This window comes from Bradyrhizobium sp. AUGA SZCCT0160 (genome assembly GCF_018130105.1).
Lineage (GTDB): Bacteria > Pseudomonadota > Alphaproteobacteria > Rhizobiales > Xanthobacteraceae > Bradyrhizobium.
On record NZ_JAFCMD010000019.1, the window covers coordinates 125,333 to 148,359 of the forward strand.

The window sequence follows — 23,027 nt, forward strand, 5'->3', positions numbered from 1 at the left end:
ACCCCGCCGCCGCCATGCAAACCTCACGCGCACCGGGCGTCGCCTTCATCTTCAAGAAGGCCCTGATCAGCGCGCTGGTAGCATTGGTGCTGTTCTCGCTGATGATCGGCGTGCGCACCGAAGCAGGATCAGACGGCCAACTGACCTACTGGACCCGCTTCGGCGACCTCGCCATGATGGTCGCAACCGTGTTCGGCGGCAGCATCGTCGTCGAGTTGCTGCGGCAATGGTGGGGACCGGTCGGCACCGTGCGCGTCGTGCCGCCACAGGTGACATCGGCGCTCTCGCTCGGGGCTCGCCTCGTCGCGCCGGTGCTCTTGATCTTCACCTTTCTGGTGCCGGTGATCTTCTACAATGAGCGCTACATTCTGGATCTCGGCATCCTGGTGCTGACCTATGTGATGTTGGGATGGGGGCTGAACGTCGTGGTCGGCCTCGCCGGCCTGCTCGACCTCGGCTATGTCGCGTTCTATGCGGTGGGCGCCTATTCCTACGCGCTGCTGGCGACCAATTTCGGGCTGTCGTTCTGGATCTGTCTGCCGCTGGCCGGCATCCTCGCCGCCTTCTGGGGTGTGCTGCTCGGCTTTCCCGTGCTGCGACTGCGCGGCGACTATCTCGCCATCGTCACCCTCGCCTTCGGCGAGATCATCCGCCTCGTCCTGCTCAACTGGCAAAGCGTAACCGGCGGTCCGAACGGCGTCACCGGCATTCCCCGGCCGACCATGTTCGGCATTCCGCTCTCGCCCGGCGACGACGGGCTCGCGGCCATGCTCCGCATCGAATTCTCGCCGACCCACCGCATCGTGTTTCTGTTCTATTTGATCCTGGCGCTGGCGCTGCTCACCAACTGGGTGACGATCCGGCTGCGCCGCCTGCCGATCGGCCGCGCCTGGGAAGCCCTGCGCGAGGACGAAGTCGCCTGCCGCGCGCTCGGCATCAACACCACAACCACAAAACTGACGGCGTTTGCGACCGGTGCGATGTTCGGCGGGCTCGCCGGCGCGTTCTTCGCGACCAGACAAGGCTTCATCAGCCCGGAATCCTTCACCTTCCATGAATCGGCGCTGGTGCTGGCGATCGTGGTGCTGGGCGGCATGGGCTCGCAGCTGGGCGTGGCGCTGGCGGCGCTTGCCATGATCGGCGGCTTCGAACTGTTCCGCGGGCTCGACCAGTATCGCATGCTGGTGTTCGGCATGGCGATGGTGTTGTTGATGATCTGGCGCCCGCGCGGTCTGATCGGTCACCGTGCGCCGACCGTGTTCCTGGAACGCAACCAGGCGATCTCGTCCGACCTCGTCAAGGAGGGGCACGGATGAGCGCCGACCACATCCTTTCCGTCGATCATTTGTCGATGCGCTTCGGCGGCATCGTCGCGGTCAACGACCTCTCCTTCGGCGCCGAACGGCGCAAGATCACGGCGCTGATCGGACCGAACGGCGCCGGCAAGACCACCGTCTTCAACTGCATCACCGGCTTCTACAAGCCGACCAGCGGCAGCATGCGGCTGGCGCATGATGACGGCCGCAACATCCAGCTCGAGCGGCTGAACGATTTCCGGATTTCCAAGCAGGCGAAAGTCGCGCGCACCTTCCAGAACATCCGGCTCTTTCCCGGCATGACGGCGCTGGAGAATTTGATGGTGGCACAGCACAATGCGCTCATGCGCGCCTCCGGCCTCACCCTGCTCGGACTGATCGGCGCGCCGTCGTGGCGCGTCGCGGAGAAAGCGGCGATCGATCTGGCGCGAACGTGGCTGGAGCGCATTGGCCTGCTCGACCGCGCCGACGATGCCGCCGGCAACCTGCCCTACGGCGATCAGCGCCGCCTCGAAATCGCGCGCGCGATGTGCACTGAACCGGCGCTGCTCTGCCTCGACGAGCCGGCCGCCGGGCTGAACGCGCGGGAGAGCGCAAGCCTGAGCGAGCTGCTGCTCGCTATCCGCGCGAATCAGGGCACCTCGATCCTCCTGATCGAGCACGACATGTCGGTGGTGATGGAAATCTCCGACCACGTCGTCGTGATGGACTACGGCGTCAAGATCGCCGAGGGCACGCCGCAACACGTCCGCGACGACCCCAGGGTGATCGCCGCCTATCTCGGCGCCGACGAGGAGGAAGCCATCGCGGTGATGGAGAGCGGAACGTGACCGCATCGTCCCCGACAACGCCCCTGCTCGCGATCCGCGGCTTGCGCGCGGCCTATGGCAAGATCGAGGCGCTGAAAGGCGTCGATATCGAGGTCGGCGCCGGCGAGATCGTCGCCCTGATCGGCGCCAACGGCGCCGGCAAATCGACTTTGATGATGACGGTGTTCGGCAGGCCCCGCGCCCGCGCCGGCCGGATTGAATATGACGGCCAGGACATCACCGGCGTGCCGACGCACGAGATCGCGCGGCTGCGCATCGCCCAGTCCCCGGAAGGCCGCCGGATTTTCCCGCGCATGAGCGTGGCGGAAAACCTGCAAATGGGCGCCGACGCAACCAATTCCAGCGAGGCCGACCGCGCCAGCGGCCTGGAGCGCATTTTCAACCTGTTCCCGCGGCTCAAGGAACGCATGACCCAGCGCGGCGGAACCTTGTCGGGCGGCGAGCAGCAGATGCTGGCGATCGGCCGAGCCCTGATGAGCCGGCCGCGCCTGCTGATGCTCGATGAGCCGTCGCTCGGCCTCGCCCCCCTGATCGCGCGGCAGATTTTCGACGCCATCCGGACCCTGAACCGGCAGGACGGCCTGACCGTGCTGATCGTCGAACAAAACGCCAATCACGCGCTGAAACTCGCCCATCGTGGCTATGTCATGGTCAACGGCCTGATCACGCTCTCCGGCACCGGCAGCGAATTGCTGCAGCGCCCCGAAATCCGCGCCGCCTATCTGGAGGGAGGCCGGCGGGGCTAGGGTTGCCCAGGCCGGCGGCGAAATCCGGCCGCTGCGGCAAGATGCTGCGAACGGACCGTGGACTTGCCCGAATTTTGCCGATGACTTCGCCGCAAAATCAGCGGACAATGGCCCCGGTTTGCGTACCCGGTTCGCCGGGTGCGTCCCGTAGCGATTATCCCCGCGAGGACACTCATGAAATCACTGAAACTCATCGGCCTGGCATTGGGCGCATCATTCGCGCTATCGGCGAGCGCGCTGGCGCAGGACATCAATATTGCAGTGGCGGGCCCGATGACGGGCGGCGAATCCGCGTTCGGCCGGCAGATGAAAAACGGCGCCGAACAGGCGGTGGCCGACATCAACGCCGCCGGCGGCGTCGCAGGCAAGAAGCTGGCGCTGCAGGTCGGTGACGATGCCTGCGATCCCAAGCAGGCGCGCTCGGTGGCGGAAAAGTTCGCCAGCGCGAAGATCCCGTTCGTCGCCGGTCACTTCTGCTCGTCCTCATCGATCCCGGCGTCGGAAGCCTATGCCGACGGCAACGTGCTGCAGATTACGCCGGCCTCGACCAACCCGCTGTTCACCGAGCGCAAGCTCTGGAACGTGGCGCGCGTCTGCGGCCGCGACGATCAGCAGGGCCTGGTCGCCGCCGATTACATCGTCAAGAACTACAAGGGCAAGAACGTCGCCATCCTCAACGACAAGACCACCTATGGCAAAGGCCTCGCCGACGAAACCAAGAAGGCGCTCAACAAGGCCGGCGTCACCGAGAAGATGTTCGAATCCTACAACAAGGGCGACAAGGATTTTAACGCGATCGTGTCGCGGCTGAAGCGCGACAATATCGATCTGGTCTTTGTCGGTGGTTATCATCAGGAATCCGGCCTGATCCTGCGCCAGATGCGCGACCAGGGCCTGAAGACGGTGTTGATGGCGGGCGACGCCTTGAACGACAAGGAGTTCGCCTCGATCGCAGGTCCCGCCGCCGAAGGCACGCTGTTCACCTTCGGTCCCGACCCGCGCAACAAGGCGACCGCCAAGGAGATCGTCGCCAAGTTCAAGGCCAAGAACATCGATCCCGAAGGCTACACCCTCTACACCTACGCCACGATTCAGGTCTGGTCGAAGGCGGTGGCAAAGGCCGGTACGACCGACCCGAAGAAGGTGATGGAAACCATCAAGGCCGGTGAGTGGGATACCGTGCTCGGCAAGATGGGCTTCGATGCCAAGGGCGACATCAAGGCGATCGACTATGTCGTCTACAAGTGGGATGCCAAGGGCAACTACACCGAGATCAATCCGAAGGGTTCTTAAGACCCCTCCCAAGCTTTGTCAGCAACCAACGCCCCGGCTTTGCCGGGGCGTTTTTTGTTTGCGGCGCGTTCATCAAGGAAAGCCCGAAGCCCGCAATGGTTAACGGCCTTTCACAATATGGAACTTTTTTCCCGGGGCGGTGGAACCAAAAGCATCCGAGCGGTTTTAAACAGTTCGGGCTGGGTTCCATGTCATTGATTTTGCTGCATCACCTGCTGTTCCACCTTGATCTCCGATCGGGCGGCACGTCTTATGGCGCAATCGCATACCAGCGGCCAGATTCGCGCGAAATCGCCTCGAGGAGACACCATGAGTGATCTTTCCCCTGGAGCATCACCTCCGGTCCGCCGCGTCTCCAAAGCCAAGGCGCAAGCCAACGGCACGCCCGACCCGATGCAGGACCTGCTGCACGCGCTGCAGGCGATGCGCTCCGGCGATTTCTCGGTGCGGATGACCGGTGATCATCTCGGCATCGAGGGCAAGATCGCCGACACCTTCAACGAGATCGTTGCCGCCAATCAACGAATGGCGCAGCAGCTGGAGCGTGTCGGACAGGTCGTCGGCCGCGAGGGCAAAACCCGCCAGCGCGTCAAATTCGATCTTTCGAGCGGCTCGTGGGCGGACATGGAAGGGTCGGTCAACACCCTGATCGACGACCTGCTATGGCCGACCCGCGAGGTGACCCGGGCGGTCGCCGCCGTGGCGCAGGGAGACCTGCTGCAGACCGTGCAACTCGATGTCGATGGCCGCCCGCTGGGCGGCGAATTTTTGCAGTCCGCCAACATCGTCAACACGATGATCAAGCAGCTCAGCGTGTTCACCTCGGAAGTGACGCGCGTGGCGCGCGAGGTGGGTACCGAGGGCAAGCTCGGCGGCCAGGCGCAGGTGCCGGAAGTGACCGGCGTGTGGAAGGATTTGACCGAGAGCGTCAACTCCATGGCCAACAACCTCACCGGCCAGGTCCGCAACATCGCCGAAGTCACCATCGCGGTCGCCAATGGCGACTTGTCGAAAAAGATCACGGTCGACGTCCGCGGCGAGATTCTGCAGCTGAAGGAAGCCATCAATACGATGGTGGACCAGTTGCGCTCGTTCGCTTCCGAAGTGACGCGTGTGGCCCGCGAAGTCGGCACCGACGGCAAGCTCGGCGGTCAGGCGATCGTGCCCGGCGTCGCCGGCACCTGGAAGGATCTCACCGACTCCGTCAACGCGATGTGCGGCAACCTCACCGCGCAGGTCCGCAACATCGCCAACGTCACCACCGCGGTGGCCCGCGGCGACCTCTCGCGAAAAATCACGGTGGACGTCCGCGGCGAAATTCTGGAATTGAAAGACACCATCAACACGATGGTGGACCAGCTCAACTCGTTTGCCTCCGAAGTGACGCGCGTCGCGCGCGAGGTCGGCACCGAGGGCAAATTGGGCGGTCAGGCCCAGGTGCCCGGCGTCGCCGGTACCTGGAAGGACCTCACCGACAACGTCAACTTCATGGCCTCCAACCTGACCGCGCAGGTCCGTAACATTGCCGACGTCGCGACCGCGATCGCGGGCGGCGACCTTTCCAAGAAGATCACCGTCAACGTATCCGGTGAAATCCTTCAGCTGAAGGAAACGCTCAATACGATGGTCGATCAGCTCAATGCGTTTGCCGGCGAAGTCACGCGCGTCGCGCGCGAAGTCGGTACCGACGGGCGGCTCGGCGGTCAGGCCAACGTGCTCGGCGTCGCCGGCACCTGGAAGGATCTCACCGAGAGCGTCAACTCGATGGCGAGCAACCTGACGGCTCAGGTCCGCAACATCGCCGAAGTGACGACGGCGGTCGCCAATGGCGACTTGTCGAAGAAGATCACGGTGGACGTGCGCGGCGAAATTCTGGAGCTGAAGGACACCGTCAACACGATGGTCGACCAGCTCAACGCGTTTGCCGGCGAAGTCACCCGCGTCGCGCGCGAGGTCGGCACCGAAGGCAAGCTCGGCGGCCAGGCCCTGGTGCGCGGCGTCGCCGGCACCTGGAAGGACTTGACCGACAGCGTCAACTCGATGGCCAGCAACCTCACCGGCCAGGTGCGAAACATCGCCGAAGTCGCCACCGCCGTCGCCAAGGGCGACTTGTCCAAGAAGATCACCGTCAACGTGTCAGGCGAAATCCTTCAGCTGAAGGAAACGCTGAACACGATGGTCGACCAGCTCAACGCCTTTGCCGGCGAAGTGACCCGCGTGGCGCGCGAGGTCGGTACCGACGGCAAGCTCGGCGGCCAGGCCGAAGTGCCCGGCGTCGCCGGCACCTGGAAGGACTTGACGGACAGCGTGAACTCGATGGCCGGCAATCTGACCGCGCAGGTCCGCAACATCGCCGAAGTCGCGACGGCGATCGCGGGCGGCGACCTGTCGCGCAAGATCACCGTGGACGTGCGCGGCGAGATCCTGCAGCTCAAGGAAACGCTCAACACGATGGTCGACCAGCTCAACCGTTTCGCGGGCGAAGTGACCCGCGTGGCGCGCGAGGTCGGCACCGAAGGCCGGCTCGGCGGTCAGGCCAACGTGCCCGGCGTCGCCGGCACCTGGAAGGATCTTACCGACAACGTCAACTCGATGGCCGGCAACCTCACCGGCCAGGTCCGCAACATCGCCGAAGTGACCACGGCGGTGGCGAAGGGCGACCTGTCCAAGAAGATCACGGTGGACGTCAAGGGCGAGATTCTCGAGCTGAAGAACACCGTCAACACGATGGTCGATCAGCTCAACGCCTTCGCCTCCGAGGTGACGCGCGTGGCGCGCGAAGTCGGCACCGAAGGCAAGCTCGGCGGCCAGGCGCAAGTGCCCGAAGTCGCCGGCACCTGGAAGGACCTCACCGACAACGTCAACTTCATGGCCTCCAACCTGACGGCGCAGGTCCGCAACATCGCCGAGGTCGCGACCGCGATCGCCGGCGGCGACCTGTCCAAGAAGATCACCGTGGACGTGCGCGGCGAAATCCTGCTGCTCAAGGACACCTTGAACACGATGGTCGAACAGCTGCGCTCGTTCGCGGCCGAAGTGACCCGCGTCGCGCGCGAAGTCGGCACCGAGGGACGCCTCGGCGGCCAGGCGGTGGTGCCCGGCGTCGGCGGAACGTTCAAGGACCTGACCGACAACGTCAACCTGCTGGCGGCCAACCTGACGACGCAAGTCCGCAACATCGCCGAGGTCACCACGGCAGTGGCGCGCGGCGACTTGTCGCGCAAGATCACGGTCGACGTGAAGGGCGAAATCCTCGAACTCAAGAACACCATCAACACGATGGTCGATCAGCTGAACGCGTTCGCCGGCGAAGTCACCCGCGTCGCGCGCGAGGTCGGCACCGAGGGCAAGCTCGGCGGCCAGGCGCAGGTGCCCGGCGTCGCCGGCACCTGGAAGGACCTCACCGACACCGTCAACTTCATGGCGGCCAACTTGACCGAACAGGTCCGCGGCATCGTCAAGGTGGTGACCGCGGTCGCCAACGGCGATTTGAAGCAGGACCTGACGGTGAAATCGAAGGGCGAAGTCGCCGCGCTCGCCGATACCATCAACAACATGACCGAGACGCTGGCGACCTTCGCCGATCAGGTCACCTCGGTGGCGCGCGAAGTCGGCGTCGAAGGAAGGCTCGGCGGCCAGGCCAACGTGCCCGGCGCTGCCGGCACCTGGAAGGACCTTACCGGCAACGTCAACCTGCTCGCCGCCAATCTGACCTCGCAGGTGCGCGCCATCGCCGAGGTCGCGACCGCGGTGACAAAAGGCGACCTTACCCGCTCGATCCAGGTCGACGCACGCGGCGAACTCGCCGAACTCAAAGACAACATCAACACCATGATCGGCACTCTCCGCCTGACCACGGACGTGAACTCGGAACAGGACTGGCTGAAGACCAACCTCGCCAAATTCACCAACATGCTGCAGGGCCAGCGCGATCTCACCACGGTTGGCCGGCTGCTGTTGACCGAACTGACGCCGCTGGTGAACGCCCATATGGGCGTCATCTACCGCGTCGAAAGCGAAGACAACCGGCAACTGCGCCTGTTGTCGGCCTACGCCGGCGACGGCGACCACCCTCACCCGCTATTCGTGCAATTCGGCGAAGGCCTGATCGGGCAATCCGCGATGGACAAGCGCCAGCGCGTGATCTCGGACATCCCGGCCGACACCATACCGATCAATTCGGCGCTGCTCCGCGTGGTCCCGAAGAACCTCGTCGTGCTGCCCGTCCTGTTCGAAAACCAGGTCAAGGCGGTGATCGAGCTCTCCTCGGTCAGTTCGTTCACGACCTCGCAGATGACCTTCCTCGAACAGCTCACCGACTCCATCGGCATCGTGCTCAATTCGATCGAGGCCACGATGCAGACCGAAGGCCTGCTGAAGCAGTCGCAGCAGCTCGCCGGCGAATTGCAGACCCAGCAGAAGGAGCTGCAGCAGACCAACGAACAGCTCGAGCAGAAGGCCCAGCAGCTCGCCGAACGCAACGTCGAGGTGGAAAGAAAGAACCAGGAAATCGAACAGGCGCGGCGCGCGCTCGAGGAGAAGGCGACCGAGCTTTCGCTGACCTCGAAGTACAAGTCCGAATTCCTCGCCAACATGTCGCACGAGCTGCGCACGCCGCTCAACAGCATCCTGATCCTCGGCCAGCAGCTCACCGAAAACCCCGACGGCAATCTGTCGGCCAAGCAGGTCGAGTTCGCCCGCACCATCCACGGCGCCGGCACCGACCTGCTCAACCTGATCAGCGACATCCTCGACCTGTCGAAGATCGAATCCGGAACGGTGACGGTCGATGCCGAGGAAATCCTGACCTCGAACCTTTTGGAAACCGTCGGCCGGCCGTTCAGGCACGAAGCCGACAACCGACAGCTCTCGTTCAACATCAGCGTCGACGAGAACCTCGCCCGCAGCATGGTGACCGACTCCAAACGCCTGCAGCAGGTGCTGAAGAATCTGCTGTCGAACGCGTTCAAGTTCACCGCCGAAGGCGGTGTGCGGCTGACCGTGTCCGCAGCCGTCGGCGGATGGAGCGCGGAGCACCCGATCCTGAACCACGCTCCCGCGGTCGTGGCCTTCGAGGTCACCGATACCGGCATCGGCATTCCGCCGGAAAAACAGAAGTTGATCTTCGAGGCGTTCCAGCAGGCCGATGCCGGCACCAGCCGGAAATATGGCGGCACCGGCCTCGGTCTCGCCATCAGCCGCGAACTTGCAAGCCTGCTCGGCGGCGAGATTCATCTGCGCAGCGCGCCGGGCAAGGGCAGCACCTTCATCCTGTATCTGCCCTTGAAATATTCCGGGCCCACCGTCGCGCCGCGCACCCCTGCCCCGTCGCCCTATCTGACCGCGCCGGCGCTGCAGGTTGCCGCGACCCAGGAGCGGGTGATCGAGCAGCTGCCGGATGACCGGCTCAATCTCGAGGCCGGCGACACCATCCTTCTGATCGTCGAGGACGATCCGCACTACGCGCGGGTGCTGATCGATCTCGCCCGCGACAAGGGCTTCAAGGTCCTGGTCGCCAATCGCGGCGCCGAGGCGCTTGAGCTCGCCAAGCAGTTCCAGCCCACGGCGGTGTCGCTCGACGTGTTCCTGCCGGACATGCTGGGCTGGACCGTGCTGAGCCAGCTCAAGCATAATCCGCTGACCCGGCACATTCCGGTGCAGATCATCACGCTCGACGAGGATCGCCAGCACGCGCTGGCACGCGGCGCGTTTTCCTTCGTCAACAAGCCGACCACCACCGAAGGCGTCAGCGCCGCACTGTCCCAGATCAAGGAATACGCCAAGCCGCGGCGCAAGCGCCTTCTGATTGTGGAAGACAACGCCGCCGAGCAGATGAGCATCAAGGCCCTGCTCGATCACGTAGATATCGAGATCCTCACCAGCGATACCGGCGCCGGCGCCCTCTCGACCCTGCGCGACAACCCCTGCGACTGCGTCGTGCTGGATCTGCGGCTACCGGACATGAGCGGTTTCGAGGTACTGGACCAGATCCGCAACGACGAGGCGCTGTCGAACGTGCCGGTGGTCGTGTTCACAGGGCGGGAACTTTCCGCCGAGGAAGACGCGGAACTCCACACCATGGCCCGCAGCATCGTGGTCAAGGGCGTGGAATCGCCGGAACGCCTGCTCGACGAAACGTCGCTGTTTTTGCACCGTGTGATCACGGAATTGCCGGTCGAAAAGCAGAGGATGCTGGAGAAACTCAATAGTTCCGATGAGGATCTCGTTGGCAAGACCGCGCTTCTGGTGGACGACGACGCCCGGAACATCTTCGCGCTGTCGAGCGTGCTGGAACGGCGCGGCATGAAGGTGCTGACGGCGACCACCGGCCATGAGGCCATTGCGCTGGTCGAATCCAATCCCAAGATAGCGATCGTGCTGATGGATATCATGATGCCGCAGATGGACGGCTACCAGACCATCGGGGTGATCAGGCAAAACCCGTCGTTTGGCCGCCTGCCCATCATCGCGCTGACCGCAAAAGCGATGAAGGGCGACCGCGAGAAATGCCTCGAGGCCGGAGCGTCGGATTATCTGGCAAAACCGGTCAACACCGAGCAGTTGCTCCTTGCCATCCGTATGTGGCTCCACCGTTGATCGGCGCGCAGATGATGGACCAAGAGAAAGTAAACATACTTCTGGTGGACGATCAGCCGGCAAAGCTGCTCGCCTATGAGGTCATCCTGAAGGAGCTTGGAGAGAACCTGGTCTCGGCCTCCTCCGGGCGCGAGGCGCTTGAGTTCCTGTTGAAGAATGACGTCGCCATCATCCTGGTTGACGTTTGCATGCCGGAACTGGACGGTTTCGAGCTCGCCGCGATGATCCGCGAACATCCCCGTTTCCAGAAGACGGCGATGATCTTCATCTCGGCGATCCAGGTCAGCGACCTGGACCGGCTGCGCGGCTACGAGATGGGCGCGGTCGACTACGTTCCGGTGCCGGTGGTGCCTGAAGTGTTGCGCGCCAAAATCAAGGTGTTCGCCGAACTCTATCGCAAGACCCGTCAGCTGGAGCGGCTCAACGTCGAGCTCGAGGACCGGGTTCGGGCCCGCACCGCCGAACTGGAAGAATCCCATGCGCGGCTGTTGGAAAGCGAGCAGCGCCGGAGCCTGGCGATCGCCGCGGGAAAGATGGGGTCGTGGGACTGGGACTGGGTCAATGGCGACTGGATGTGGGACGAGGGCCAATATCAAATTCTCGGCGTCGATCCCGGCAGCATTGAGCTGACACCGGCCAATATTCAGGCCCTGATCCATCCGGACGACGTCCTGGAACTGCACGATGCGTGGGCGAGTTTCGCCCGAGGCGCGAAATCCTACGAAGCGGAATTTCGCATCATCCGCCCCGATGGCGAAGTGCGCTGGTGCGCGGGAACAGCCGCAGCGAGCACCGACAAGGACGGCCGCGTCATCCGCGTCAGCGGCGTGACGGTCGACATCACCGAACGCAAGCAGGCCGAAGAGCGCCAGACCCTGCTCGCCCGCGAAGTCGACCACCGCGCCAAGAACGCGCTGGCGCTGGCGCAGTCGATCGTTCGGCTGACGCGCGGCGAAAACGTCAAGAGCTACATCCGCTCGGTCGAAGGGCGCATCACCGCGCTCGCACGGGTTCACACCGTGCTTTCACTGTCGAGCTGGCAAGGCGCCGAAATAGGCAAGCTGATCGACGAAGAGCTGGCGCCATATTCGATGGGCGATCAGATCGCATTGCGCGGCGCCGAGGTGCAGCTGCAACCGGCGACCGCACAGACAGTGGCCTTGGCGCTGCACGAGCTCGTCACCAATTCGGCCAAATATGGCGCGCTGTCGGCGTTGACGGGCCGGCTATCGGTGAAGTGGGAACTCGAGTCGGGGCTTCTCGACCTCGTGTGGATGGAGACCGGCGGACCTGTGGTCGAAAAACCGATATCAAGGGGATTTGGCACACGGAGCGTTATCGCCAGCATCGAGTCGCAGCTCGGCGGAAAGGCCGAATTCGATTGGCGCCCGGAAGGTCTCGTTTGCCGGCTCCTGGTTCCGCTGGCGCGCCAGACCGCGCCCGATCCGGCTCCGCCTCGGGAAACCGTGGCGGGTGATGCCGGCAGCCGGCGCGTTGGACAGTCAGCCCGGCCGTGACGGCTGACGGGCGGATTACCGCGCCGCCGCCCCGGCAACGGCGCCCGCCGATGGCCGCATCGCTTCCCGGGCCGCTTCGATCGCGCGGATCAGGTCGGTCGGACGAAACGGCTTTTGCAGGCAGACCACGCCAGCCAGTTCAGGTGATTTCGACAGGAAGTCGAGCGCCGTCATGCCGGATATCGCGACGACAGGCAGGTCGGGCACCCGCTCGCGCATCGTCGCGATCACATCGGAGCCGTTCGAACCTTGCAGGAAGATATCGACGATCGCGAGGTCGAAATCCTCAGCTTCGAATGCCTTCAATCCCGCTTCGGCGGTGGCGGCCTCGACGATTTCGAATTGGTTGATCCGCAGCACGATCGAGATCATCGTGCGCACGTCGGACTGGTCGTCGATCACAAGAACACGGGGCATGAAAAAAAATTCCCGAACGGCCGCGCAGATAGCCTATGATAAAAGTACCCGACGAAGACGCAGTGCCGCGTAGAATATTCAGCGTTTGGGTAAAGGGCCGGTTACCCGGGACCTGTCTTTCCGGCCATGAATTGAATGGGTAGTATGTAGCCTTGGGTTGATTCCATCCGGCCCGACCTCATTGTAGACCTGGCGTGCCCATTTTGGCCCCTGAGCAGCTCCGCGTCGCCTGCTGTTTTTAGTCTGTTAGTCCTCCCGATCGATATCCGCCTATCGGCTAGATACGCCACTTCAGTGGATAGGTTAATGTTCGCGCATTTGGTACTGGTCCGATGGCGCGTTCGATGCCAGTTTGCCAGGGACAACGATGCTGACGGCTGACGAACGCAACATCTTTCTATCGACCCTGCCGGCGAGCAGCCGTGATCGCGCGCGGGCACTCGCCGTCGTCGCGGTCTCGTCGATTCTGTTCGTCATCGCTGCGGTTTATGCCAGGGTGCCACTGACCCCGGTGCCGGCTTTCATTCCTAGTTATCAATCCGCGCTCGCGATCAACGATCTCATCACCGCCATTCTGCTGTTTTCGCAGTTCACGATTCTGCGCTCGCGGGCGCTGCTGCTGCTCGCAAGTGGATATTTGTTCACCGCCGCCGCTGCGATCGTCCACGGCCTGAGCTTTCCAGGTGTGTTTGCTCCGACCGGGCTGCTCAATGCCGGCCCGCAAACAACCGCCTGGCTTTACCAGATCTGGCACATCGTATTTCCGGTTCTCGTGCTCGGCTATGCGTTCATGAAGGACAAGGATGGCGGCCCGAAAATCCCGGGATCCGAGGTACGGGCGATCCTGGGCAGCATCATCGCGGTCGCAGCGGCGATATCCTTTGCCGCCTGGTTCGTCACCGCCAGACATGACCTGCTGCCTGTCATGATCAGTGGCGGACATTTCACCTACACGCTGATCGGTACCCTGTCGGCGGAAGTGCTTCTCAGCTTCGCAGCGCTGCTGATCCTGTGGCACCGGCGACCGCATTCCGTGCTCGACGTCTGGCTGATGGTCGTAATGTGTGCCTGGATGTACGACATCGCGCTGTCCGGAATTCTCAACGCGGCCAGGTTCGATCTGGGTTTTTATGCCGGCCGGCTCTACGGACTTTGCGCGGCCAGTTTCGTCCTCGCGGTGCTGTTGATCGACAATATGTCGCTGCAAGGCCAGTTGGCGCGGCTGCTCGAAAAGCTGCGTCGCCAGGCCGCCTCCGAGCGCAGCCTCCACACCGAGCGCGAACGTCTTTTCAGCGCGGTCGTGGAATCCTCCAACGACGCCATCATCACCAAATCGCTCGACGGCATCATCACCGCCTGGAATCGCGCTGCCGAACGCTTGTTCGGCTTCACTTCAATCGAAGCCGTCGGCAGGCGCATCGACATCATTGTTCCACCGGATCGCCGCGCCGAGGTTGGCAACATCCTCGAACAGGTCGGCCGCGGCGAGAGGATGGAAGACTACGAAACGGTGCGCTTGCACAAGGACGGCCGCAACGTGGATGTCCTGCTGAGCATCTCGCCGATCCGGTCGGCCTCGGGCGAAATTGTCGGCGCCTCCATGATCGCGCGCGACATCACCGAAAACAAGCGAACAGAGAAGGCGCTCAATCAGGAGATCGAAGAGCGGCAGCGCATCTTCGAGACCTCGCATGACCTCATCCTGGTATCCGATAGCAAAGGGAATCTCATCCAGGTCAGTCCGAGCGCCAAAGTCATCCTTGGTTATGACCCTTCGGAAATGGCCGGCCAGAGCGCCCTGCTATTCATTCATCCCGACGATCTCGAGAGCACGCGCGCAGAGATGCGTGCCGCGCGCCGCGGAAATGAAATGCGAAACTTCGAGACCCGTTACGTCCACAAGGACGGACAGTCCGTCACATTGAACTGGACCGGCACCTGGTCGGAGCCGGTGAGACGGCATTTCTTCATCGGCCGCGACCTCACCGAGAAGCAGGCGGCGGAAGCCCAGTTGCGGCACATCCAGAAGATGGACGCGATCGGCCAGCTGACCGGCGGCGTCGCGCACGACTTCAACAACATCCTGACCGTGATCACCGGGACCATCGGAATCCTGGAGGAATCGGTTGCCGACAAGCCCGAACTCGTCGCCATTACCAAATTGATCGACGAAGCCGCCGAACGCGGCGCCAACCTGACCAAGCATCTGCTTGCCTTTGCCCGCAAGCAGCCGCTGCAGCCCGTCGAAGTCGACGTCAATGGGCTGGTGCTGGAGGCCGCCAAACTGCTGCATCCGACGCTCGGCGAGAACGTCGAGATCACGCCGCTGCTGGCCGAGGATGCATGGACGGCCCTGGTCGATCCGAACCAGCTCTCGACGGCGGTGCTCAACCTTGCCCTCAACGCGCGCGACGCCATGCCCAATGGCGGCAAGCTCGCGCTTGAGACCGGCAACATCTATCTCGACGAGAACTACGCCGGTATGCACAGCGACGTCGTGCCCGGCCATTATGTGATGGTCGCGGTGAGCGATACCGGCACCGGAATCCCCGCAGCGCTGATCGAGCGGGTGTTCGATCCCTTCTTCACCACCAAGGAGGTCGGCAAGGGCACTGGCCTCGGGCTCAGCATGGTGTTCGGTTTCGTCAAGCAGTCGGGCGGCCATATCAAGATCTACAGCGAGGAAGGCCACGGCACGTCTGTCAAGATGTACCTGCCGCGCGCCACGGGATTGAACCAGACCGCCGCCGAAGCCGCGATATCAGCCAATGTCGAGGGCGGCACCGAGACCGTTCTCGTCGTCGAAGACGATTCGCTGGTGCGCCGTTACGTGATGACGCAGATCGAAAGCCTCGGCTACACCACGCTCGAGGCGGCCAATGCCAGCGAGGCCCTGCAGATCATCGATACCGCCCCGACCCTGCATTTGCTCTTCACCGACGTCATCATGCCCGGCATGATGAATGGCCGCCAGCTGGTCGACGAAGCGCTGAAACGGCGCCCGTCGCTGAAGACGCTGTACACCTCAGGGTATACCGAGAACGCCATCGTTCACCACGGCCGCCTCGATTCCGGCGTGCTGCTGCTCGCCAAGCCGTACCGCAAGTCCGAACTCGCCAGGATGTTCAGATTGGCGCTTGGCAGTTGAAGCCTTGTTGACGGCCGATATATCGGCGAGGATGAAAAGATATCGATGGCCGCAATCGGCGCGGACTTGAACGGACCGGCATCTTGAAAAACCTTCTCACCGACATCTCCGGCGTCCGCGTCGGCCACGCCGAAGACGCTTCCGTCGCATCCGGCGTTACCGCGATCATTTTCGATACCCCCGCGACCGCGTCGATCGATGTCCGCGGCGGCGGCCCCGGCACCCGCGATGAAGCCCTGCTCAAGCCTGAAGCCACGGTCGAGGCCGTCGACGCGATTACGCTCTCCGGCGGTTCGGCGCTTGGGCTGGATGCCGCGGGCGGCGTACAGGCCTGGCTCGCCGAACAGGGGCGCGGCCTGCGGATCCGTGAAGCGGTTATTCCGATCGTGCCCGGTGCGATCTGCTTCGATCTTCTCAACGGCGGCAACAAGGCCTGGGGACGTTTCCCGCCCTATCGCGATCTCGGCTATGCCGCCGCCTGCGCGGCGGGCACCGATTTCGCGCTCGGCAGCGTCGGCGCCGGCCTTGGCGCCACCACCGCCAATTTCAAGGGCGGCCTTGGTTCGGCCTCCGCGCAAACCGAAGATGGCGTCATGGTGGCGGCGCTTGCGGTGGTCAACGCCGTCGGCAGCGTGACGGTCGGCGACGGGCCGTGGTTCTGGGCGGCGCCGTTCGAAATCGGCGACGAGTATGGCGGACACGGACTGCCGCCGTCATTCACGAAAGACATGCTGAAGGCGCGGCTCAAGGGTGCCCCGGAACCGATCTCCGGCGAAAACACCACGCTGGTCGTCGTCGTCACCGATGCGGTGCTGACGAAGGCGCAGGCCAAGCGCCTCGCGATGATCGCGCAGACCGGCATGGCACGCGCGATCTATCCCGTGCATGCGCCAACCGACGGCGACGTGGTGTTTGCGGCGGCGACCGGCAAGAAGCCGGTCGATCCGCGGCATGGCCTCACCGAACTCGGGATGGTGGCGGCCAATGTGGTTGCCCGCGCGATTGCGCGCGGCGTCCATCAGGCGACCGCGCTGCCCTTTCTGGGCGCGCTACCGGCGTGGGGGGATCGCTTCGGCTAGGTCGCGACTACCGAAGCGTCGCCGGGTCTCTTAGAGCGTTTTCAAGCGAAGTGGAGCCCGTTCGCGTGAAGAAAACGCGTCAAACAAAAAAGATCAGGCGCTCAGCGACAGCGATGCCGTGGCCGAAGCTGAAATCGCCTGGGCCTGACGCTGGATCATCTTCTCGATGATATTATACGACGATGTTGCGGCGCTCGAAGCGCTTGCCGATGCGGCCGACGTCATCGTCACCTTGGAACCGTCCGCATAGGTCAGCGATGTCGTGACTGACCCATCGCTGTTGGTGACGGACGTGCTGGAGGCGCCCTGCAGCGCCTGCATCAGGGGATCGGAATTCGATCCGTTCTCGCCGGAACCGCTGGCTTCGTGATGGTGGTGGCGGCCCTTGCCGCCCTTCAGCGCCGATGCCAGTTCGCCAAGACTGACCGAGCCGTCGCCGTCCTTGTCGAGCTTGCCGAAGACGCTGCCGGCCTGATCCAGATTGGTGCCGCCCGCGCCAAGCGCATCGTTGAATTCCGATTTGGTGATCTTGCCGTCGCCGTTGCCGTCGATCTGCGAGAACAGGCTCTTGAGCGAGTCCGAGCGGCTCGTCGACGCCTGTGACGTCGATCCTGTCGAGGACTGGCTTTGCGCAGCCAGCAGCGCGCTCATGGTTGCCGGCGAGATCTGCGAACCGCCGTTACCTCCGGCGCTGCTGCTCGAACCGGTCGAGGCCGAGGCACTCGCGAAAGAGTCGAACAGGCTTGCCTTGCTCGTTCCGGTGGCTTTTGCGGACGACGACTTCGAGGACGTCAGCGCCTGCAGGGCATCGATCGCCGATGACGCGGCACCAAGAGCAAGCAACATGACAGAACCCCAACAACGCCGCTCAGAGCGGCCCCTCGTTCATGCCGGTTCCTCAGCAAGCGCCGTGCCACGGCGAGAAACCCAACAAAACCGCGGCTTTCCTGATCCTGTCCGGGCCGCCAAGTCGGGAACATGCCCGGCAATAGCTGCCCGCGACGGCAGATTTTTCCGCCCGACCGGAGTCTTTCGCAGCCGCATTGCCCCCGGCCGCCCTGCATGATACGCGGGGAAATCCGTCCCTTGTGCACCGGAGCGCACATGTCCCAGCAATTTGCGTCGCGTCCGCTCATCATTTCCCCGTCGATCCTCGCTGCGGATTTCTCCAAGCTGGGCGAGGAAGTCCGCGCGGTGGACACCGCTGGCGCCGACTGGATCCATCTCGACGTGATGGACGGGCACTTCGTGCCGAACATTTCCTACGGCCCCGACGTCATCAAGGCGATGCGCCCGCATACCAAGAAAATCTTCGACGCGCATTTGATGATCGCACCGTGCGATCCCTATCTCGAAGCCTTCGCCAAGGCCGGCTGCGACCAGATCACCGTCCACGCCGAAGCCGGTCCGCATCTGCATCGCTCGCTGCAGGCGATCCGCGCGCTCGGCAAGAAGGCCGGCGTCTCGCTCAATCCGGGCACGCCGGTAAGCGCACTCGAATACGTCATCGACCTGATCGACCTCGTGCTCGTGATGTCGGTCAATCCCGGCTTCGGCGGCCAGGCCTTCATCCGCTCGGCGCTCGGCAAGGTGCGCGACATCAGGGCGATGACCGCGGGCCGTCCGATCGATATCGAGGTAGACGGCGGCGTCGGCCCCGACGTCGCGGGCGAACTCGCCGCCGCCGGCGCCAACGCGCTGGTGGCGGGCTCCGCGGTGTTCAAGGGCGGCACCGTGGAGGCCTACAAGACCAACATATCAGCGATCCGCAATGCGGCGGCGATGGCGCGCGGCGAAGCGATCTAGCTCAGTCAGGACGTCGTCGCCGATGCCTTCCGGATGATGTCGTGCACCACACGCACATCGGGAACGGCCTTCATTCTGATAGCCGCATAGCTGACCGCGTCCCCGGCATGGTCGGCTTTGGTTTCGCTAAATTGGAATGTCCCGCTCGCGTCAGAAATAGCGCTTGAATCACGGCCAAACCGATGCCTTCAACCGGCAAAACCGGACAACCGGAACTGCCGAGATTACCCCGTGACCGGACATGCTGCGGACGTGTCAAAATCGACGCCTATTCGAGAGCTCGCTTTATCTGAGTGTTGCCAAATATCCCAGTTACTTCGACAGGCTTGATGTTCAACGCGACATACGACTCGCCGCCTTCGCAGGGTACATGCGGAAAGGGCGCTGAAGAGACGGGACCAGAGGCATCGCGCACGTCTTGGTAAGCGGACCTTATTTCTGCCAGCGCCTCTTCATCCGAAGTGGTCACTTCATAGAAGGTGCTGTCTATCGCTCTTATCGTGACCCACACGTCCGTCTGATCGGGAAGCGTCGCAACGAACTGGCCCCAGATCACTTGCAGCGTTTCGTGCGCATATTTCGAAAGGGCCATGCCGTTGACCGCCGCGCCGCTGGCCGCCAAAATCTCCAAATGGTCCTCACCCGCCCGGTTCGGCACTATTTCAAACTGATCAAAAGCACGCCCCAAAGTGGGGTATTCCACACTGACCGGTGAAACGATCCAGCTTGCCTCCAATGAACGTGGCGCAAGAAAATCAACTAGGTCGCGCAAATCCAGCGCCAGTACTTCCTTCGCGAAGATCATAGATGCGCAGTGTGGTCATGTTTCCGTTTCTTCCCGAAGTGACCAATGAGGACCGAAAGAAGGAGTGGTGGGAAAAGGGCGAGGTGAACGATAGCGAGCCGCATACCAAACAGCGGCTGAACCAATTGTTCGAGGGTCGGATGATCAACCATGGTCGCGGCAACTATGGTAATTATTTCAGTAACAATAACGCTTGATTGCCAAGTCCGCATACGGGTGCCGATCAGGACACCGGGAAGAATCGCAAACGCAAATATGGAAGGCCAAAGGAGCGCGTATGAAAAGGCTATCAGGTACCAGCTGTTCCCACAATGATGCACAGACAAAAGTATGCTAAGAGCCCGAGTGCAGGTGCGGCCGTTTTCATGCAAAGGTTGTGACGCACATCTCCTAAAACTCAATAAAGATGTCTCATGAAACTCTACCAAATGCACACGGCATATCCGCAGGTCGCCTATTGGCACTTTTCGGACATGGAGCGATGTCCGACTTGAGTCCGTTGTGCGCACCAACGCTACAGATTACGGGTTCACGCCCTGGCGAGCGACACCGTTCTGCTTGCTGCCAATTCGTCAGGTGGGCAAAGGCGCGCTAGCGCCGTGCCCACCATCTTCTTGTCGGTGGGCACGCGGAGCCTGTCATCGGGCGCGCATTCGCGCGACCCGTTGGCTCTGCCCACCCTACGATTTCTGCCAATTGTCAGGCCAGCGTATGGACGATCACGGGTCCGGCAACCGCCGTCGCCGGTCCCGTGAGCAAAGGCGTCAGGTTCTGCTCGATCCAGGCGATCCCGCGCCGGTTCGACTCCTCGGCGCCTGCGTAATTGTTGAAGATGCTGATCGCGGTCACGGTGTCGTCGGGCGCATAGACCACGTAGTAGGCCATGAAACCTTCGACATCGCTGATGATCGGAATCGCACCTTCCTTGATCCTGCGTGCCAGTTCTTCGGCCATGCCGGTCTTAGCCTTGCCCTGACGAATGGCGGCATACATGGGAGATCCTCCTTCACCGGTAGCAGACGCCCCACGCCGCACTTTACGCCAACCCTTGCAATCGCGCCATCGAGCGTTGCGGCGGCGTCCCGAACCATTCCTGCACCGCAAGCGACCAACAGACATGAGCTTGGATGAAATTCGATCGACGCTGTTTTCCGCGAAGCTGCGGCGGCTGCTGGCCGAGGCGCTGCAGCACGGCGAGCGCGTGCTCTGGCAGGAACAGCCCGACGCTGTCGCCAACATGCTGATGTGGCGGTTTCTGTGGTGGATCGGATTTCCCTGGCTGGCTCCCACCGCGATTGCGATCTCCAGAGGCTGGATCGATCAGGCAGCGATGTTTCTTCTGCTGTTCGGCGCCATGATGATCGCAGCACCCCTGGTGATGCTGCTGTACGATTGGCAGACGCTATGCGTGATCACCAATCGCCGCGCGCTGATTTTGCGCACGGCCTGGGGCAAACCGACCGTCAGGGGCACTTCGTTCGAGGACATGGACGCGACGTTCGAAATCCTCGACATTGGCCGCGGCGCAGGCCACCTGAATTTCGCATCAGGTATTTCGACCCGGTCGCCCGATACCGACTACACCGGCCGCTACGGGTTTCGTTGCATTCGAAATCCCGCGGCGGTGCGGGATATTCTCGAACGCGCGCGCGCCGGGACTACGCAGCGCGACTAGCGAGTTTCCGTCAGGGTTCCGCTCGCGGCTGATGGAACCCGAGGTGTCATCGTCTTGACCTTTAAGCTTCATCGTCTGGCCACGAAGCTTCATGGTCTGGCCATAAAGCCGTAACACCGTCGAACCCTGATATTCGACGGAACCACGCCATGACCAAAGCCCTAACCGCAGCTGCCATCATCCTGATGCTTGCGCCGTCCGTAGCCTTTGCGCAGCACCGGGCCAGTGACGCCGCACTGGGTGCGGTATCGGGCGCGGTGGTGCTGGGACCGATCGGCGCGGTCGCCGGCGCCTTCATCGGCTATTCGGCGGGACCTGCGATCGCGCGGTCCTGGGGAATTGAAAGGTCAGGCCCGCCGCGACAGCGCCGGCAGGCCTCGAAAGAGCGCGTGCGCGGCGCGAGAGCGGAAGCTGTCGGTAGCGCTGGAACCAGACCGGCCGCCGCTCGCGTCGAAAAAGACGCGCGTGTCGCGACGACCAGGAACGAAGCCAGCAATGCAGCGCCGAGCGCGAGGCCATCGGCGCCTTCGGCAACGACATCGGCGCCTGCAGCGACGACAGCAGCGCCTGTGGCAACGACACCGCCGCCTGTGCAGACACTCGAGTGAATCAGGCGCGTAGACTGACGTCGACAATCCGAGGCCCGCGAATGATGCCGCCACGCAGGTCACGCACCGCACCTGCAGCAATTCATAATGCGCCGCCGCATGCATAGACTTCGTGCGACCTACCGTAGAAGTCCGGTCTTCACGGAGAACGGCAAATCGAGCACAACGCGCTTCCCGGATTTTTGGGAGTGCGGCACGATGACGATGACATGGGTCTGGACTGGTGTGGCGCTGTGGCTTGCGTTCAATGCAGCCGTCACCGTTTGCCTGCTGGCGGCGGAACCAGGAACCAGGAAGAGAGCATACGCTCGCGCTCGCGCCCGCAAGTGAGTTGATGGAAAGCGCGGTCGCGAGGCGATCGATGAGGCGCAAGCGCCTCGCGCGGTGTGTTCGTCCTGATCTCGAATTCTTCTTCAGCCGATACGAGTGGCGCCGGCCGACGATGAACCGGCTCGATAGCGGTTCCCGGTCCGATCTTTACGAATTGGAAAGCCGGATGCGGTTACAGGATCGCCGCTAAACACCGTTCCCCAAATTGAAGCCGGCCTGTTCGCATTTTATTGCGCCGTGCGTGGGAACTGTCGCTGCCGCCGAATATTACAGCATCAGAATTTCGAGACCGCTATGAATCCGCTTTGCCCGAACTGTCTGAATGAGATGTCGAAGTCGGCGTCGTCGCGCAACATGTTCCGTTGCGAACCCTGCCGCGAAATCATCCAGTTCTTCGACGTCTGGCAGGATCGCGACACCAAGCCGCCACGTGACGCGAAGCGCCCGATCGATCAGGTTCGCGCCGCCTGACGCAAGGCTGCTTGTGCGTCGGGCGCGGCTATTCCTTCCGACGCAAGATCATGCCGCCGTGATACAGCACGCCGTCGATGAAGTCGCCATCGGCGGTGAAACCGGTGTCATCCCAATAGTCGATGTGATTGCCGCGGATCTCATAGCGTCCCTGGTAGGCGCTCTCGCGATTGCCGCGCGCTTCGTCGTAGCGGCCGTTCGGGAGCAGGTTGTGGCGGATGGTGCCGTCGGCCGTGACCCACATGCCGGCGTAGGAATGGTTTTGTGCCGGCTGGGCGGCAGATTTCCGATCGGAGTTCATCTGAGCGAGACCTTTCTTTACGGGCAAGGCAGCCGCGCCCGCGAGAAGCGTGACAGCCGCAAATATCAATGGATGCTTCATGGGCTGG

At 62.9% G+C, this 23,027-nt stretch carries 18 protein-coding genes and 1 pseudogene; 14 read left to right on the forward strand and 5 right to left on the reverse strand.

Translation table 11 applies throughout. From position 1 onward, the window contains the following. Nucleotides 1–14 precede the first annotated feature (14 nt). From livM to JQ558_RS26930, 7 genes and pseudogenes are all read left to right on the forward strand, one after another. Complete coding sequence (gene livM / locus JQ558_RS26905; protein ID WP_212205004.1) at nt 15–1,316, forward strand: high-affinity branched-chain amino acid ABC transporter permease LivM; 1,302 nt, start codon at nt 15–17, stop codon at nt 1,314–1,316. After that, entirely contained in the window at nt 1,313–2,146 is an 834-nt protein-coding gene (locus JQ558_RS26910) for an ABC transporter ATP-binding protein (protein WP_212274353.1), read from the forward strand. Before livM ends, JQ558_RS26910 begins: the two co-directional genes overlap by 4 nt. Continuing rightward, a complete protein-coding gene (locus JQ558_RS26915) occupies nt 2,143–2,892 on the forward strand; it encodes an ABC transporter ATP-binding protein (protein ID WP_212204599.1) in 750 nt (249 codons plus the stop codon). Before JQ558_RS26910 ends, JQ558_RS26915 begins: the two co-directional genes overlap by 4 nt. Nucleotides 2,893–3,066: 174 nt before the next feature. Next, complete coding sequence (locus JQ558_RS26920) at nt 3,067–4,185, forward strand: branched-chain amino acid ABC transporter substrate-binding protein (RefSeq protein ID WP_212204597.1); 1,119 nt, start codon at nt 3,067–3,069, stop codon at nt 4,183–4,185. A 936-nt stretch (nt 4,186–5,121) separates the two neighbouring features. After that, nucleotides 5,122–5,214, forward strand: a pseudogene (locus JQ558_RS38400) (hypothetical protein); the annotation flags it as partial. 183 nt (nt 5,215–5,397) lie between these two features. Beyond that, the gene (locus tag JQ558_RS26925; protein WP_409410588.1) at nt 5,398–10,782 is read left to right on the forward strand and encodes a HAMP domain-containing protein; all 5,385 of its coding nucleotides are present in this window, start codon (nt 5,398–5,400) and stop codon (nt 10,780–10,782) included. 14 nt (nt 10,783–10,796) lie between these two features. Continuing rightward, on the forward strand, nt 10,797–12,299 hold the full coding sequence (locus JQ558_RS26930) for an HWE histidine kinase domain-containing protein (protein ID WP_212295672.1): 1,503 nt from the start codon (nt 10,797–10,799) through the stop codon (nt 12,297–12,299). A 15-nt stretch (nt 12,300–12,314) separates the two neighbouring features. Here the strand turns inward: JQ558_RS26930 and JQ558_RS26935 are convergent, their stop codons facing one another. Next, on the reverse strand, nt 12,315–12,716 hold the full coding sequence (locus JQ558_RS26935; RefSeq protein WP_212295673.1) for a response regulator: 402 nt from the start codon (nt 12,714–12,716) through the stop codon (nt 12,315–12,317). 367 nt (nt 12,717–13,083) lie between these two features. On the opposite strand from JQ558_RS26935, the gene JQ558_RS26940 reads away from it, so the two are divergent. Together JQ558_RS26940 and JQ558_RS26945 are read left to right on the forward strand one after the other, a co-directional pair. After that, nucleotides 13,084–15,864: a PAS domain S-box protein gene (locus JQ558_RS26940; RefSeq protein ID WP_212295674.1), complete on the forward strand. Its 2,781-nt coding sequence runs from the start codon at nt 13,084–13,086 to the stop codon at nt 15,862–15,864. An 83-nt stretch (nt 15,865–15,947) separates the two neighbouring features. Beyond that, nucleotides 15,948–16,943 (forward strand): P1 family peptidase, encoded by a 996-nt coding sequence (locus JQ558_RS26945; RefSeq protein WP_212295675.1) that lies wholly within the window; start codon nt 15,948–15,950, stop codon nt 16,941–16,943. A gap of 93 nt (nt 16,944–17,036) precedes the next feature. On the opposite strand, the gene JQ558_RS26950 is transcribed toward JQ558_RS26945, so the two are convergent. After that, nucleotides 17,037–17,789, reverse strand: a complete 753-nt coding sequence (locus JQ558_RS26950; RefSeq protein WP_212204587.1) for an EF-hand domain-containing protein — start codon at nt 17,787–17,789, stop codon at nt 17,037–17,039. A gap of 258 nt (nt 17,790–18,047) precedes the next feature. On the opposite strand from JQ558_RS26950, the gene rpe reads away from it, so the two are divergent. Continuing rightward, a complete protein-coding gene (gene rpe / locus JQ558_RS26955; RefSeq protein WP_212295676.1) occupies nt 18,048–18,749 on the forward strand; it encodes a ribulose-phosphate 3-epimerase in 702 nt (233 codons plus the stop codon). Between the two features lie 268 nt (nt 18,750–19,017). Here the strand turns inward: rpe and JQ558_RS26960 are convergent, their stop codons facing one another. Continuing rightward, complete coding sequence (locus tag JQ558_RS26960) at nt 19,018–19,554, reverse strand: hypothetical protein (protein ID WP_212295677.1); 537 nt, start codon at nt 19,552–19,554, stop codon at nt 19,018–19,020. 2 nt (nt 19,555–19,556) lie between these two features. Between JQ558_RS26960 and JQ558_RS26965 the strand changes: the two genes are divergently transcribed. Next, the gene (locus JQ558_RS26965) at nt 19,557–19,751 is read left to right on the forward strand and encodes a hypothetical protein (protein ID WP_212295678.1); all 195 of its coding nucleotides are present in this window, start codon (nt 19,557–19,559) and stop codon (nt 19,749–19,751) included. Nucleotides 19,752–20,253: 502 nt separating this feature from the next. Here JQ558_RS26965 and JQ558_RS26970 read toward each other — a convergent pair. Next, nucleotides 20,254–20,547, reverse strand: coding sequence for an antibiotic biosynthesis monooxygenase (locus JQ558_RS26970; protein WP_192734137.1), 294 nt, complete (start codon nt 20,545–20,547; stop codon nt 20,254–20,256). 124 nt (nt 20,548–20,671) lie between these two features. Between JQ558_RS26970 and JQ558_RS26975 the strand changes: the two genes are divergently transcribed. The 3 genes from JQ558_RS26975 (at nt 20,672) to JQ558_RS26985 (ending at nt 22,638) form a co-directional block, all read left to right on the forward strand. Beyond that, nucleotides 20,672–21,229: a hypothetical protein gene (locus tag JQ558_RS26975; protein WP_249142649.1), complete on the forward strand. Its 558-nt coding sequence runs from the start codon at nt 20,672–20,674 to the stop codon at nt 21,227–21,229. Between the two features lie 149 nt (nt 21,230–21,378). Beyond that, entirely contained in the window at nt 21,379–21,837 is a 459-nt protein-coding gene (locus tag JQ558_RS26980; protein ID WP_212295679.1) for a hypothetical protein, read from the forward strand. 624 nt (nt 21,838–22,461) lie between these two features. Beyond that, nucleotides 22,462–22,638, forward strand: coding sequence for a hypothetical protein (locus JQ558_RS26985; RefSeq protein ID WP_212205046.1), 177 nt, complete (start codon nt 22,462–22,464; stop codon nt 22,636–22,638). 28 nt (nt 22,639–22,666) lie between these two features. On the opposite strand, the gene JQ558_RS26990 is transcribed toward JQ558_RS26985, so the two are convergent. Next, complete coding sequence (locus tag JQ558_RS26990) at nt 22,667–23,020, reverse strand: Atu4866 domain-containing protein (protein WP_212204577.1); 354 nt, start codon at nt 23,018–23,020, stop codon at nt 22,667–22,669. Nucleotides 23,021–23,027 lie beyond the last annotated feature (7 nt).

Coding starts and splice junctions, on each gene's coding strand:
- livM (WP_212205004.1), top strand. CDS start 15: ATGCAAACCTCACGCGCACCGGGCGTCGCCTTCATCTTCAAGAAGGCC.
- JQ558_RS26910 (WP_212274353.1), top strand. CDS start 1,313: ATGAGCGCCGACCACATCCTTTCCGTCGATCATTTGTCGATGCGCTTC.
- JQ558_RS26920 (WP_212204597.1), top strand. CDS start 3,067: ATGAAATCACTGAAACTCATCGGCCTGGCATTGGGCGCATCATTCGCG.
- JQ558_RS26925 (WP_409410588.1), top strand. CDS start 5,398: ATGTGCGGCAACCTCACCGCGCAGGTCCGCAACATCGCCAACGTCACC.
- JQ558_RS26930 (WP_212295672.1), top strand. CDS start 10,797: ATGGACCAAGAGAAAGTAAACATACTTCTGGTGGACGATCAGCCGGCA.
- JQ558_RS26935 (WP_212295673.1), bottom strand. CDS start 12,716: ATGCCCCGTGTTCTTGTGATCGACGACCAGTCCGACGTGCGCACGATG.
- JQ558_RS26940 (WP_212295674.1), top strand. CDS start 13,084: ATGCTGACGGCTGACGAACGCAACATCTTTCTATCGACCCTGCCGGCG.
- JQ558_RS26950 (WP_212204587.1), bottom strand. CDS start 17,789: ATGTTGCTTGCTCTTGGTGCCGCGTCATCGGCGATCGATGCCCTGCAG.
- rpe (WP_212295676.1), top strand. CDS start 18,048: ATGTCCCAGCAATTTGCGTCGCGTCCGCTCATCATTTCCCCGTCGATC.
- JQ558_RS26960 (WP_212295677.1), bottom strand. CDS start 19,554: ATGATCTTCGCGAAGGAAGTACTGGCGCTGGATTTGCGCGACCTAGTT.
- JQ558_RS26965 (WP_212295678.1), top strand. CDS start 19,557: ATGCGCAGTGTGGTCATGTTTCCGTTTCTTCCCGAAGTGACCAATGAG.
- JQ558_RS26970 (WP_192734137.1), bottom strand. CDS start 20,547: ATGTATGCCGCCATTCGTCAGGGCAAGGCTAAGACCGGCATGGCCGAA.
- JQ558_RS26975 (WP_249142649.1), top strand. CDS start 20,672: ATGAGCTTGGATGAAATTCGATCGACGCTGTTTTCCGCGAAGCTGCGG.
- JQ558_RS26980 (WP_212295679.1), top strand. CDS start 21,379: ATGACCAAAGCCCTAACCGCAGCTGCCATCATCCTGATGCTTGCGCCG.
- JQ558_RS26985 (WP_212205046.1), top strand. CDS start 22,462: ATGAATCCGCTTTGCCCGAACTGTCTGAATGAGATGTCGAAGTCGGCG.
- JQ558_RS26990 (WP_212204577.1), bottom strand. CDS start 23,020: ATGAAGCATCCATTGATATTTGCGGCTGTCACGCTTCTCGCGGGCGCG.